Origin of the sequence: Arthrobacter cavernae (genome assembly GCF_017368795.1) — a bacterium.
Lineage (GTDB): Bacteria > Actinomycetota > Actinomycetes > Actinomycetales > Micrococcaceae > Arthrobacter > Arthrobacter cavernae.
In genome coordinates, this window is sequence record NZ_JAFNLL010000026.1 from 96,344 (window position 1) to 110,137 (window position 13,794).

General features: G+C 68.1%; 12 protein-coding genes. 7 read left to right on the forward strand and 5 right to left on the reverse strand.

Features of this window, described 5'->3' with window-relative positions; all coding sequences use genetic code 11:
• Positions 1-53: 53 nt before the first annotated feature.
• On the reverse strand, positions 54-1,418 hold the full coding sequence (locus J1902_RS11825) for an 8-oxoguanine deaminase (RefSeq protein ID WP_207616451.1): 1,365 nt from the start codon (positions 1,416-1,418) through the stop codon (positions 54-56).
• Positions 1,419-1,825: 407 nt separating this feature from the next.
• Here J1902_RS11825 and J1902_RS11830 point away from each other — a divergent pair, with 407 nt between their 5' ends.
• From J1902_RS11830 to J1902_RS11850, 5 genes are all read left to right on the forward strand, one after another.
• A complete protein-coding gene (locus tag J1902_RS11830) occupies positions 1,826-2,320 on the forward strand; it encodes a nucleoside deaminase (RefSeq protein ID WP_207616452.1) in 495 nt (164 codons plus the stop codon).
• Positions 2,321-2,335: 15 nt separating this feature from the next.
• Complete coding sequence (locus J1902_RS11835) at positions 2,336-3,847, forward strand: NCS2 family permease (RefSeq protein WP_207616453.1); 1,512 nt, start codon at positions 2,336-2,338, stop codon at positions 3,845-3,847.
• Between the two features lie 317 nt (positions 3,848-4,164).
• On the forward strand, positions 4,165-5,433 hold the full coding sequence (locus J1902_RS11840; protein ID WP_207616454.1) for an XdhC family protein: 1,269 nt from the start codon (positions 4,165-4,167) through the stop codon (positions 5,431-5,433).
• Positions 5,424-6,377, forward strand: coding sequence for an FAD binding domain-containing protein (locus tag J1902_RS11845; RefSeq protein ID WP_207616455.1), 954 nt, complete (start codon positions 5,424-5,426; stop codon positions 6,375-6,377). Before J1902_RS11840 ends, J1902_RS11845 begins: the two co-directional genes overlap by 10 nt.
• A 2-nt stretch (positions 6,378-6,379) precedes the next feature.
• Positions 6,380-9,187 carry a molybdopterin-dependent oxidoreductase gene (locus J1902_RS11850; protein ID WP_207616456.1) on the forward strand — a complete coding sequence of 936 codons (2,808 nt, stop codon included), beginning with the start codon at positions 6,380-6,382 and terminating at the stop codon, positions 9,185-9,187.
• 8 nt (positions 9,188-9,195) lie between these two features.
• Here the strand turns inward: J1902_RS11850 and J1902_RS11855 are convergent, their stop codons facing one another.
• Both J1902_RS11855 and J1902_RS11860 read right to left on the reverse strand, forming a co-directional pair.
• Complete coding sequence (locus J1902_RS11855; RefSeq protein WP_207616457.1) at positions 9,196-9,669, reverse strand: GNAT family N-acetyltransferase; 474 nt, start codon at positions 9,667-9,669, stop codon at positions 9,196-9,198.
• Positions 9,670-9,741: 72 nt separating this feature from the next.
• The gene (locus J1902_RS11860) at positions 9,742-10,998 is read right to left on the reverse strand and encodes a serine hydrolase domain-containing protein (RefSeq protein WP_207616458.1); all 1,257 of its coding nucleotides are present in this window, start codon (positions 10,996-10,998) and stop codon (positions 9,742-9,744) included.
• 349 nt (positions 10,999-11,347) lie between these two features.
• Between J1902_RS11860 and J1902_RS11865 the strand changes: the two genes are divergently transcribed.
• A complete protein-coding gene (locus tag J1902_RS11865; RefSeq protein ID WP_207616459.1) occupies positions 11,348-12,094 on the forward strand; it encodes an alpha/beta fold hydrolase in 747 nt (248 codons plus the stop codon).
• Between the two features lie 36 nt (positions 12,095-12,130).
• On the opposite strand, the gene nboR is transcribed toward J1902_RS11865, so the two are convergent.
• Positions 12,131-12,739 carry a nicotine blue oxidoreductase gene (gene nboR / locus J1902_RS11870; RefSeq protein ID WP_207616460.1) on the reverse strand — a complete coding sequence of 203 codons (609 nt, stop codon included), beginning with the start codon at positions 12,737-12,739 and terminating at the stop codon, positions 12,131-12,133.
• A 204-nt stretch (positions 12,740-12,943) separates the two neighbouring features.
• Between nboR and J1902_RS11875 the strand changes: the two genes are divergently transcribed.
• Complete coding sequence (locus J1902_RS11875; RefSeq protein WP_207616461.1) at positions 12,944-13,138, forward strand: YegP family protein; 195 nt, start codon at positions 12,944-12,946, stop codon at positions 13,136-13,138.
• A gap of 98 nt (positions 13,139-13,236) precedes the next feature.
• Here the strand turns inward: J1902_RS11875 and J1902_RS11880 are convergent.
• Positions 13,237-13,794, reverse strand: a 558-nt coding sequence (locus J1902_RS11880; protein WP_443623203.1) for a transketolase-like TK C-terminal-containing protein, incomplete at its 5' end; no start/stop codon positions are given.

Genomic DNA, 13,794 nt, shown 5'->3' on the forward strand with positions numbered 1-13,794 from the left:
GCGCAGGGATCCATCGATCCGGGCGTGCGGACAAGGAAGGAGCGTCCCGGCAGCTACCCCGCCACGAGCTTCCGCGCCGCGGCGGAGTGCTCCGCGATGAGCCCGGCCACGTCCAGGCCCGGGATTTGCCCGTCCACCACGCGCCACTGCCCGCCCACCATGACCCGGTCCGCGCGGTCCGCCCCGCACAGCAGAAGCGCCGCCACGGGGTCGTGGCTGCCGGAGAACCGCAGCTCGTCAGGCTTGAACAAGGCCAGGTCCGCCTGCAGGCCCGGCGCCAGCTGGCCGATGTCCGAGCGGCCCAGGACGGCGGCGGATCCGCGGGTCGCCCAGCCGAGCGCGCGCTCCACGGGAACGTCCGCCCCGTAGCGCAGCCGCTGCAGATACAGTGCCTGCCGTGCCTCCAGGATCATGTTGGAGGCATCGTTCGACGCCGAGCCGTCCACGCCCAGCCCCACCGGCACCCCGGCTGCCTCGAGTTCCAGCACCCGTGCGGTGCCGGACGCGAGCCGCATGTTCGACGTCGGGCAGTGCGCGACGGCGGTGCCCGCGGCTCCCAGCCGGGCGATCTCCTCGTCGTTGAAGTGGATGCCGTGGCCCAGCCAGGTGCGGTTTCCCAGCCAGCCGACGCTCTCCAAATAGTCCACGGTGCGGAGCCCGAACATCGACTGGCAGAAGTCCTCCTCGTCGATGGTCTCGGCGAGGTGCGTGTGCAATCGCACGTCGAAACGCTCGGCCATGGCAGCGCTTTCCGCCATGATCTCCTTGGTCACCGAGAACGGCGAGCACGGTGCCAGGGCAATCTGGATCACCGCGCCGTCGCCGGTCTCGTGGTACGCGCGGATGAGCCGCTCGCTGTCCGCGAGGATCACCTCCGGCGACTGGACCGTGGTCCTGGGCGGCAGCCCGCCGTCGTCCTCGCCGAGCGTCATGGAACCGCGCGTCAGTGTGGCCCGCATGCCCATCCGGCGCACCACCCCGGCCTCGATGTCGATGGCGTCCTCCATGCCGGCAGGGAACAGGTAGTGGTGGTCGGCGGCGGTGGTGCAGCCGGAGAGCAGCAGCTCCGCGAGGGCCACCTCGACGGCGAGCTCCAGGCTCCGTGGGCTCAGCCTCGCCCAGACGGGGTACAGGTTCTGCAGCCAGGGGAACAACGGGGCGTTGGCCACGGGACCCCACGCCCGGGTGAGCGTTTGGTAGAAGTGGTGGTGCGTGTTGATCAGGCCCGGCATGAGGACGTGCGCGGAGGCGTCGAACGTCGAGTCCCAGTGCGTGGAGGGCTGATGGCCGGCGGGGACGAGCTCGGCGATCTTCCCGCCGCTGACCACCAGGCCGCCGCCGGCGTCGAGCTGGTTGGCCGTGAAAACGGCGAGCGGGTTCTTGATCCAGAGTCTGGACGGGGTGTGCGGGTGGGCCATGGATGGCTCCTTGTCTGGTCGGCATGAATGCGTTCCAGCTCAGTTAGGCCCTGTCTGCTGATCCAGGGTGTGCCGCAAGGCTGCCGCCTTCGGTTCGGCCAGCGTAGGATGCCCGACGGCGGCAGTCAACGCATGCGGGCACGTCCCGGTCACATTCGGCCGCCAACCGGGCCGCTAACCGGCCGAAACGCGGATTTCACATCACGAAATTAAGTTTTCAAAAAACTATGGCGCGGCTCACAGATCCGATGCTATTGTCGATCTTGCCAAAGGCGGGCACCCGGACTTCGGGGAAGCTATCTACCAGGCGAACCTTCAAAAGCACATGCTGAAGCCTGGTAACCGTCGCACTGGTACGTCCCGTTCTAGGGGTTACTCGGCTTCCACAGCACTAAGGAAGTCGCACCATGAGTACAACCGTCACGGCCGAGCAATTCCTGGCCACCTCCATTGAGCTGGCAACAGCCAATGTCCTCAACAGCGGCGGGCCGTTCGGAGCCGTCATTGTCACCGCGGATGGACAGTCCTTCGAAGGCGTCAACCGCGTCACCGCCACGAACGACCCCACGGCCCACGCCGAGGTCACCGCCATCCGCAATGCCTGCCGCGAACTCGGCACCTTCGATCTCAGCGGAGCCACCCTCTACACCAGCTGCGAGCCCTGCCCCATGTGCCTGGCCTCCGCACTCTGGGCCCGGATCAGCCGCGTGGTCTTCGCCGCAGACCGGCACGACGCCGCCTCCGTTGGCTTCGACGACGCCGTCTTCTACGAGTACTTCGAGAACGAGAACCGGGACGCACTGATGCCGGTCTCCAAACTGGAACTGGGCGACCCCCAGGCTCCCGCCATTCTGGAACCGTTCAACACCTGGAACACGCTTGATTCCAGGATTGACTACTAGGTCCCGGCGGCTGACATGACAATCCTGGACAACTCCGCTGAAAAGCAGGCTGCGCCCTCCGGCGCAGGGCACACGGCGGCACCCAAGCCCCCGGCGTCGAACTCCTTCCTGGATGGTTTCTTCCAGATCACCAAGCGTGGCTCCACGCTGGCCCGTGAATTCCGCGGCGGGCTGGTCACCTTCTTCACGATGGCCTACATCGTGATCCTCAACCCGCTCATCCTGGGCGGATTCTCCGCAGACAACGCCCCCACCGACGTCGCCGGCGGCTGGCTCTCGGCAGCCCAAGTGGGTGCCGTCACCGGCCTCACCGCCGGCGTCATGACCATCGTTTTTGGCCTCGTCGCCAACCTGCCCTTCGGCCTCGCTGCCGGCCTGGGCATTAACTCCTTCCTCGCCGTCGCGGTCATCCAGGAAGTCACATGGCCAGAAGCCATGGGCCTGGTGGTCATCAACGGCATCCTGATCGTCGTCTTTGGTGCCACCGGCGCCCGGACGGCGATCTTCAAAGCAGTCCCCAAGGAACTCAAGGCCGCCATCACCGTTGGAATCGGCCTGTTCATCGCCTTCATTGGCTTCGTCGACTCCGGCTTCGTCCGCCCCACCAAGGGCGGCCCACCGGTCCAGCTCGGCACGGATGGCTCCATCACGTCCATCCCCACGCTTGTTTTCATCATTGGTCTGCTGGTCATGGGCATCCTCGTGGCACGCAGGATCCAGGGCGGCCTGCTGATCGGCATCGTCGCCACCACGGTCCTCGCCGCTGTTGCCGAGGCTGTGTTCCACATCGGTCCCGGCACCGCCGACAACCCCGGCGGCTGGCACCTGAACGTGCCGGTGCTCGCCGGCCAGCTCGTCTCCGTTCCCGATCTCAGCCTGGTGGGGCAGTTCGACCTCTTCGGCTCGTTCGCTCGAATCGGCGGGCTCGCCGCCACCATGCTGGTGTTCACCCTGGTGTTCACCAACTTCTTCGATGCCATGGGCACCATGACCGGCCTCGCAAAGAGCGCCGGCGTGGCCCACAAGGACGGCACGTTCCCCAAGCTGAAGTCGGCCTTCATTGTCGAAGGCATGGGTGCAGTGGTGGGCGGCGGGACGTCCGGGTCATCGAACACCGTGTACATCGACTCCGCGGCGGGGATCGGCGAAGGGGCCCGCACGGGCCTGGCCTCCGTGGTCACCGGTGTGTTGTTCCTCGGCTCGATGTTCTTCACGCCGCTGACCTCGGTGGTGCCGCTCGAAGTGGCAGCAGCCGCCCTGGTAGTGGTGGGCGCGATGATGATGGCGCAGATCCGCGAGATCAAGTTCAGCAAGTTCTCGATCGCGCTGCCGGCCTTCCTCACCATCGTCACCATGCCGCTGAGCTACTCGATCGCCAACGGCATCGGCGTCGGCTTCATCTCCTTCGCCGTCATCAGCGCGGCGTCCGGCCGGGCCAGGAAAGTCCATCCGCTCATGTGGGTGGTCACCGCGGGCTTCATCATCTACTTCGCCCGGGGGCCCATCAACGCCCTGATGGGCGTGTAGGCGGGCCCGCAATCCGTCCCCTTCGGGGGCGGCCCAAGACGGCGGTCCATCCGCACCCACCGCATTGAATAGGCGTCCGCCGCCGTGGTCCGCAGCACCGGAATCCACGACGGCGGGCGGCGGCCCTGGCTCCCAGGGACGGGTGTGTTTGCTCCGCTATGGACCGGGGACGGGGATGGTGAACCCCGCCCCCGGTCCTATGAATTCATTTACCGCGACTTCCCCTCAACAGGCTCACGCAGTGAGACGATGGGGCAAGATCGCGCACTCTCCGGTCGGCCCGACCGTCCGGACCTTCTGAAATAGGACGTGTAGCCATGCTGGATCTGATGCCTTCGCTGGGCAACTGGCAGCCCGCGGTCTCCGGCCAGCGCTGCGCCGTGGCCACCATCGTGGGCACCGGCGGTTCCGTGCCGCGGCCCCTCGGCACCTCCATGCTGGTCTCCGAACACGGCGATGTCCTGGGCAGCCTCTCCGGTGGCTGCGTGGAGGGCGCCGTGGTGGACGCCGCCCTGGAAACACTGCGCGACGGCGGCACCCGCCGCGAGCTGTTCGGCTACAGCGCCGAGGACGCATTCGCCGTCGGGCTGACGTGCGGTGGGGAGCTGGAAGTCCACATCCAGCCTCTCGCGTCCTCGCCGGAGGCCATGGATTTCGCCCTGCTGACCAGCCTGGCGGGCCACCATTCCACCGCGGCCGTGGCGCTGATCCGCAGGCTCGACGCCGGCGGGGGAGCCGTCGTCGTGCATGACCCCGTGCGCTTCCGCGCCATGGAGTCCCCGGACCTTGCCCGGCTGGTCGGTGACCATCCCGCTACTGTCTACGCGGCAGCCGCCCAGCTCGAACCGCTCCTCCAAGGCGGCCGCGCCGGCATGGTGCGCTTGGCCCCGCCCGATGGCTGCTCCGATGGCCCGGACCGGGAAGCCGAAACGCAGACCGAGCCCATCACGTTGTTCGTGGAAAGCCGGCTCCCCGCCGCTCGCATGCTCATTTTCGGGGCCAACGACTTCGGCGCCGCGCTACTCCCGGCCGGCAAGCTCCTCGGCTATGACGTCACATTGTGCGATGCCCGCCCCGCGTTCTCCCGGCAAAGCCGCTTCGAAACCGCGGACCAGCTCGTCACCGACTGGCCGCACCGCTACCTGGAAGCCGAGGCCGCCGCGGGCCGCGTGGACGGCGGCACCGTGGTGTGCGTCCTGACCCACGACCCCAAATTCGACATCCCGCTGCTGGAAACCGCGCTCCGGCTGCGGCTGGCCTACGTGGGCGCCATGGGCTCGCGCCGCAGCCACCGCCAGCGGATCGACGCACTTCTCGCGGACGGCACCCCGGCCGAAGCGCTGGAACGGCTGCACTCGCCCATCGGGCTCGACCTCGGTGCCGTCACGCCCGCCGAGGTCGCGGTGTCCATCACGGCCGAGATCGTCGCCTCCCGCGGCCGCGCCGGCCGTGGACACGCCTCGCTGGCGCCCCTCAAGGACGGCTCCGGCCCCATCCACCCCACGCCCGAACATCCCACGCACGAAACCCGCTCGAACGAACTGTGCTCCACGCACGAACCCCGCCAGGAGAACCCATGGACATGAACACCATCGAGGCCGTCGTCCCCACCACGGACCCCGCCGAATGGCGCGACGGCGATGCCTGGCTGGCAGGCGGCACGGTCCTGTTCTCCTACGGCAGCACGGTTCTGAAGAGGCTGCTGGACCTGGGCCAGGCCGGCTGGCCTGCTGTCACCGTGAGCGACGCCGGGATCGAACTCGCCGCCACCTGCACCGTCGCCGAGCTCTACGCGCTGCCCGCCTCCGAGGCCGTGGCCGGGCGGGAGTGGCCGGGCCTGGACCTGCTCCGTCCATGCTGCGACTCCTTCGTGGCGTCCTTCAAGGTCTGGAACATGTCCACCGTGGGCGGCAACCTGTGCACCTCGCTCCCGGCCGGGCCCATGATCTCGCTCTGCGCAGGGCTGGACGCCACCGCCACCATCCTCGGCCCCGGCGGCAGCAGCCGCACGGTCCCGGTGGCCATGTTCATCACCGGGGACGGGCAAAACAGCCTGGCACCAGGCGAGCTCCTGCGCAGCATCCAACTGCCGGCGTCGGCGTTGTCCGCGAAGGTGGCCTTCCGGCGGCTCTCCCTCAGCAACCTCGGCCGTTCCGGGGTGCTGCTGATCGGACGGCTCGACGCCGATGGCGGCCTGGTCATCACCGTCACCGCCGCCACCAAGCGCCCCGTGCAGCTGCGGTTCGCCGCCGCCAAGATGGCGGGTCCCGCCGCCCTGGCGGCCGCCGTCGGGAATGCCATCCCTGAGGAGCTGTACCACGACGACATCCACGGGCTCCCGGCCTGGCGGCGGGACATGACCCTGCGGCTCGCGGAGGAAATCCGCGGGGAACTGCTCGGCGAACGGCTGGTGGTCTCGGGCGATTTCTGGACCGGACCACGCCAGCCGCACGCCACCTCGCCGCAGCCGAGCGCTCAGCCACCCGGAACAACCCAGAACCAGCAGAACACCCAGCAGAAGGAGGCCTGAGCATGGCAATCGAAATCAACGGCACCGCCACCCCGGCCACCCCGCGCCCCGGCCAGTGCCTGCGCACCTTCCTGCGCGAACAGGGCAGTTTCGGCGTGAAGAAGGGCTGCGACGGCGGCGACTGCGGAGCCTGCACCGTCCACGTGGACGGCACCCCGGTCCACAGCTGCATCTACCCGGCCGTCCGCGCCGAGGGTAAAGCCGTCACCACCATCGAAGGGCTGTCCCAGGGCGGCGGACTGCACCCCGTGCAGGAGCAGTTCCTGGCCGAACAGGGCTTCCAGTGCGGTTTCTGCACCGCGGGCATGATGATGACGGCTGCCACCTTCGACGACGAACAGAAGGCCAACCTGCCCCGCAGCCTCAAGGGCAACCTCTGCCGCTGCACCGGCTACCGCTCCATCGCGGACGCCGTGTGCGGGAGCACCGGGAGCCACACGCACGACGGCGGCGCGGCGGCTGGCGTTGCCGGCCCGGCGTCCGCAGCACGCACCGCGGCTTCCGCCGGGCAGCTCGGCGACAACGTGCCCGCCCCGGCCGGCACCGCCGTCGTCACCGGCACCGCCCGCTACACCCTGGACGTCCCGGCCGAAGAGCTCCAGGGCCTGCTGCACCTGAAGCTGCTCCGCTCACCGCACGCCCACGCCCGGATCGTCTCCATCGACAAGGACGCCGCGCTCCAGGTGCCCGGCGTCGTCGCGGTCTTCACGCACGAGGACGCCCCAGCGCAGCACTTCTCCACCGCCCAGCACGAGCTCTACACGGACGATCCCGACGACACCCGCGTTCTGGACAACGTGGTGCGGTTCATCGGCCAGCGGGTGGCCGCCGTCGTGGCCGAATCGGTGGGCGCCGCCGAGGCCGGTGCCCGCGCACTGCAGGTGGAATACGAGCTGCTGGACGCCGTCTTCAGCCCGCAGGAGGCCATGCTCCCCGGCGCCCCGGCCCTGCACGGGGACAAGGACCCCGAAAAGGCCCGGATCTCGCGCCCGCGGCAGAACGTCGTGGCCGAGCTGCACTCGGAACTGGGCAGCGTGGCGGACGGTTTCGCCGCCGCCGATTTCATCCACGAGCACACGTACCGGACCCAGCGCGTCCAGCACGTCGCCATGGAAACGCACTCCTCCATCGCCTGGCTCGACGAGGAAGGCCGCCTGGTGGTCCGCACCTCCAGCCAGGTGCCTTTCCTGGTCCGCCGCACCCTGGGCCGCGTGTTCGACCTTCCCGAGGACCGCATCCGCGTGGTCGCCGGACGGGTGGGCGGCGGCTTCGGCGGCAAGCAGGAAGTCCTTACCGAGGACCTCGTGGCCCTCGCGGCACTGACGCTGCGCCGGCCCGTGCAGCTGGAGTTCACCCGCACGGAGCAGTTCACGGCCACCACCACCCGGCACCCCTTCACCATCAAGCTCAAGGCAGGCGCCAGCAGGGACGGACTCCTCACCGCGATGCAGCTGGACGTGGTCACCAACACCGGCGCCTACGGCAACCACGCTCCCGGCGTGATGTTCCACGGCTGCGGCGAATCGCTGGCCGTGTACAAGTGCGGGAACAAGAAGGTGGACGCGCACGCCGTGTATACCAACACCGTGCCGGCCGGGGCCTTCCGTGGCTACGGGTTGAGCCAGATGATCTTCGCGATCGAGTCGGCCATCGATGAGCTGGCCGTCGGCATCGGCATGGATCCGCTGGAATTCCGGCTCCGGAACATGGTGCGCGAAGGCGACGACATGCTCTCCACCACCCCCGAGCCCGAGGAGGACGTCCACTACGGCAGCTACGGCCTGGACCAGTGCATCTCCCTGGTGCGCGATGCCTTGGACCGCGGCAAGGAGCGCTACCGCGTCGCCGGGCTCGAGGACCTCGGCCCCGGCTGGGTCACCGGTGAAGGCGCCGCTCTGTCCATGATCGACACCGTCCCGCCCCGCGGCCACTTCGCCCACACGCGCGTGAGCCTGCTCCCGGACGGCACGTTCGCGGCCGACGTCGGGACCGCCGAATTCGGCAACGGCACCACCACGGTGCACGCCCAGCTGGCCGCGACGGCGCTCTCCACGACGGCCGGCAAGGTGGCCGTGCGGCAGTCCGACACGGACCTGGTGGAACACGATACGGGCGCGTTCGGCTCGGCCGGGACGGTGGTGGCCGGCAAGGCGACGCTGCTGGCGGCGACCGAGCTCGCCTCGCGGATCGTCGCCGTCGCGGCGGTTCTCAGCGGCGCAGCGGAGTCCGAGTGTGTGCTCGACGACGGCGGCGTGGACTGTGCCGGGCGGCGGCTTACGCTCAAGGACATCCACGACGCCGCGCGGCACCGGGGCGTGCAGCTCGCCGCCGAGGGCAGCTGGGACGGGACGCCGCGGTCGGTGGCGTTCAACGTCCACGGTTTCCGGGTGGCGGTCAACACCGGCACGGGCGAGCTGCGGATCCTGCAGAGCGTGCAGGCCGCCGACGCCGGCGTGGTGGTCAACCCGCGGCAGTGCCGCGGCCAGATCGAGGGCGGGATCGCGCAGGCGCTGGGCGCTGCCCTGTACGAGGAAGTCAGGGTGGACGACGCCGGCCGGGTCACCACGGACATCCTGCGGCAGTACCATATTCCGTCCTTCGCGGACGTGCCGCGCAGCGAGGTCTACTTCGCCTCAACCAACGACCAGGTGGGCCCGCTCGGCGCGAAATCCATGAGCGAAAGCCCCTTCAACCCCGTGGCCCCGGCCCTGGCCAACGCCATCCGGAACGCCACCGGAGTCCGGTTCGGCGAGCTGCCCATCGCACGGGACAAGATCTACCTGGGCCTGCGGGAGGCCGCGGCGGGGTAGTTCCTGGCTCAGAGGCGGAGCTCCATGAAGACGCTGTTGGGGTCCAGGGCGTAGTCGGCGAAGGGCGGGCACTCGGCGAAGCCATGCCGTTCGTACAGCCGCCGTGCCGGTGCGAAATACTCCTGTGTTCCGGTCTCAAGAGAGATGCGCCCGAAGTCCCGGCTCCGGGCGTCGTCCAGGATGTGGTTGAGCATAAGGGTGGCTACGCCGCGTCCGCGGGCAGCTTCCGTGGTGCGCATGGACTTGATTTCGCCGTGCTTGATTTCGTCCTGGCCGGAGGTGAGTTCCTTGAGCGCGCCGCAGCCCAGAAGCTCGCCGTTCTCGCGGGCAGTCCAAAAGGTGATCGACGGTCCGGACAGCGCCGAAGGATCCAGGGCGTGCACACTATCGGCCGGCGAGGTGGCGAACATGTCCGCCAGGTGCTCGCTCAGGAGCTGGTGGACGTCCCCGCGCGCGGGGTCGTCGCGGTTGATGAGAATCATGGCCCACAATCTACCGGCTCCTGATGGGCCCGCGTGACGGGGGGAGGCTCGTGGCTGGCTCAGGGAGATCGTCTAATCACCCGTAGGCGTCCGCCAAAACTGGAAACTGCAGCTTGCGTTCAGCGCACGCTGGGCGAGTACCGTCATCTCCAGCACGATGGCGTGGGACCGCGCCGGCAGGGGCGATGGCGGGTATGCGACCGACATTGCGAGCTGGCGGTTGCCGTCGGCACTGCTGATCGCGATCGTCCCATAGCCTGGAATGTCGCCGGAATGGCCGTAGTAGAAGCCGTTGGTACACCTGTCATTCCATTGGTCCAAGCCCAGACCATACTCGGCGTAGATGCGGCCTTTCATCTCAATGACGCTGGCCGGAGACAGCAGCTCGCCCCGCAGCAGCGCGGCGTAGAAGGTGTTGATGTCTTCCACCGTGGAGATCATGCCGCCGGACGCGGATCCGCGCTGCAAGGCTGAGTACGCGACGTCAACAAGTCCGCCGTCAGCCATGGTGTAGCCGTGGACGAGGTTGACCGGGGCGGGGCCGTCGCCAATCATCGCAGTGGAGCGAAGACCCAGCGGCTCCACAATGTCGGCCGTGAGGACCTCGGCGAGAGGCATACCGCGGAGTCGCTCCACCAACAGCCCCAAGGCCACATAGTCCGAGCGGGAATAGCTGAACTCCAGCGGCTCGCGCTGCTGCCAGGGAACAGTCCCCGCCACCGCGAGGCGCTGCTCAGGGCTGATCGGGGTGGTCAGTACTTGCCGGAGCGGAGCTGACTCAAGCAGGGGAGCGTAGTAGTCGGGCATGCCGGACGTGTGGCCAAGGAGCTGGCGCACTGAAAGGGGCTTGGGCGGGTGCAGGAGTCCCTCCAACTCGGGCAGATGCCTGCTTATGGGTTCGTCAAGCGCCAGCCGGCCCTCGTCCACGAGCTTCAGTACGGAGACCGCCACCATGGTCTGGGTAATGCCGCCCACCGGCACGGGATCACTCAGTTGGACGGGTACGCCGCCGTCGCGGCTCCTGACCCCTGCCGCATGAGACCACTCCTCGCGTCCCACTTTCGCCTCGATCAGAACGGCCGGCGCACCCTCCTGGAGCATTTCCGCGCTGTACAGCTCAACCATCGCCTGCAGCTCGTGGAGAGAGAACGACGGCGGTGCTGTCGCCGTCGTCCGTGCTGTCGCCGTCGGCGGTGGTGGGCTTGGCAGGATCGGCGTCGGCTCCGGCCCGCCGGTGCAGCCGCCGAGGAACACGCTGGCCAGCAGTGCGGCGCTGCTCAACAACACGACCACCCGGTTGGGCGATCCGCCGACGCGAGCCGCAGCCATGTGAGAACCTTCCGCCTGCCGTTCCACAGCAGACGGTGGGCCGCTGGTCCGACACTTTTGATGCTCTCCCGGCTGTCTCGGTGCAGTCAAGATGCCCGTACCGCGGTTGCCAAGCCACGACTACAGCGGACAAGAGGCCCGCTTCATCCTCTGGGGCTAATGATGGACACGTCCCCGCTGGTCAGGCTCCGCTGAAGGCAGGCTGCAATCCGTTCAGCGTCTTCTTTTGTCGCCGCTTCGAGCAGCTTGATGCTTAAGTGCGTGAGATCCACGCATCTGGGTCGGGCGCCACAGCGTGTAACATACCTGCACGACGCGATGTGCATGTCCGAGGTGAGAGAAGGAGATCATGTCCGACTACGTCCAGCTCGGCAGCGTACTCACCTACTACGAGGAGGACGGGCAAGGAGAGCCGCTCGTGCTTCTGCACCCCGGCGGCGCCGACTCCCGCATGTTCAAGGACAACGTCACCGGCCTGGCCGAGCACTTCCGCGTCTTCCGGCCAGATCGGCGCGGACACGGCCGTACCCCGGACGTCGATGGGCCGATCTCATACGAGCTGATGGCGCGCGACACCATCGCGTTCCTCGAGCAGGTCGTGGGCGGTCCGGCTTACCTTGTCGGTCACAGTGACGGTGCGCCCGTAGCGTTGGTAACGGCGTTGCTGCGACCAGATCTCGTGCGCCGGCTCGTGGTCGCATCGGGCGTCTTCCACCACGCGGCTTGGGCACCCGGTGCCATCTATCTGGACGAGGAAAGCCTCGCGTTCTTCGTCGAGTTCCATGGTGCTGTCTCGCCCGACGGGCCCAATGCATTTGAGGCGCTGAACGCGAAGCTTGACCGCATGCACGAGGAGGAGCCCACGCTCACGGTCGCTGACCTGGCCGGCTACCCCGGGCCGACGCTCGTGATGGTCGGTGATGACGAGGACGAAATTCCCATCGAGCACACCTTGGCGTTTCGGGCCGGGCTGCGCCGGTCGCAGCTCGCTATCGTGCCCGGCACCGGCCATGGGCTGCTCATGGAGAAGCCCGAGCTTTGCAATAACATCATCATCGACTTCCTCGCGGATCGCCTCGAGGTGACGAGCGGTTAACTTGCCAAGGCAGTGGGTCGACACCGGCTCCTCCCCTCAGCCCAGCAGGTGCAGCTGGTCCTTGGTGTCGAGGTCTTCGCCGGAACACAGATCGCTGCAGTCGACGAGGTCCACGAGCCCGGGGTGTGCCTTGAGGAAGGACCGGGCGCCGGTGTCGCCGTTGGCGGCGTCAGCTGCCTCGGCCCGGAGGCCGGCGTCGATGATCACGGGGTGCCGGCGGTGGAGCCTGCCGGAAATGTCGGGGTAGGCTGCGGCAGTGACCCGCCCGGGTCGGTGCCGTTCGAGCAGCCTGGACACGGCTTCGGGAGTGAGCCCCGGCTGGTCCACGAGGGCCACCAGGACGTTGCTGCCATTCGCCGCCGCTGCCACCCCGGCACGGAAGGAACCCGCCATGCCGTTGGCCCAGTCGGTGTTTTCCACGGTGCGGTGCCGGGCCAGGTCCGCGGTGGCGCGCACCCGTTCGGCCTCCGCGCCGAGCACCACAACGACGTCGGTGCAGCCGCCGTCGAGCAGTACATCCGACAGGACTTCCACGAGGGTCCGGTCCTGGAAAGGAAGCAGCGCCTTGGGACCCCGGCCGAGCCGCGTGCCGGCCCCAGCGGCGAGCAGCACTCCGGTGGTTGCGGCCACGCTGGATTCGCTCATGAACTCACCATACCTGCGGGCCACCTCCCGGTCTCTAGCTTCCGGTCTGTCATCGTGGCAGAATCTACCGGAAAAGGTTGAAACTACCCGCGGGTAGGCCTTTTGGAGGCTGGATCCTGACGTTAGTCTCGGTAAAGACTTGATGAAGTCATGGGGGGACTTCAGCTGAAATGCAGGGTCGCATTGACGGCGAAGAGGAGCACTATGGCGGGCACATTTGAGATCCTTACGGCTGGGACAGACACTTTCCAGTTCCGACTGACAGCAGCCGACGGCACCGTGGTTGCGGTGTCCCCCCGGTTTCACAGCCTGAAGGCTGTGGTGGCGGGAATCAACGCGGTGCGCGAGAACGCGGCAACGGGGTTTGTGGTCGACCGGCGGAACCTGGGAGCAGGCTGACGGACGATTCCTGGCTGTGGCGAAATGACAGTTGGCGGCAGTGTTCACGAGAACACTGCCGCCAACTGTCATGTGGGCGCCTTTTGCCGAAACCGGTTTTAGGCGTCGCCGCCCGCGCCGCCGGTGGTGCCGGCGTTGACATCAAGCAGCTTGTAGCGGTCGATCGCGTATGCAGGTGCACCGGAATCCACTTCGCCCTTGGCCGCCAGGAGTTGCAGGGTCTTCACGACGATGGAGTGGGTGTCGTTCTTGAAGAAGCGGCGGGCTGCCTGGCGGGTGTCGGAGAAGCCGAAGCCGTCCGCGCCGAGGGAGGCGAACTCGTGGGGGAGGAACTGGCGGATCTGGTCCGGGACGGCCTTCATGTAGTCCGAGACGGCCACGACGGGTCCGGTGGCGCCGGCGAGCTGGGCGGCCACGAAGGGGGTCCGGGCGGGGGTGCCGGGGTTGAGGAAGGCTTCCTCCTCGGCGGCGAGGCCGTCGCGTCGGAGTTCGTTCCAGGAGGTCACGGACCAGACGTCCGCGGCCACGCCCCAGTCGTCGGCGAGGATGGCCTGGGCGTCCAGGGCCCAGGGCACGGACACGCCGGAGGCCAGGAGCTGGGCCTTGGGTCCGGCCTGTTCCGAGACCGAGATCCGGTGGATGCCCTTGAGCACGCC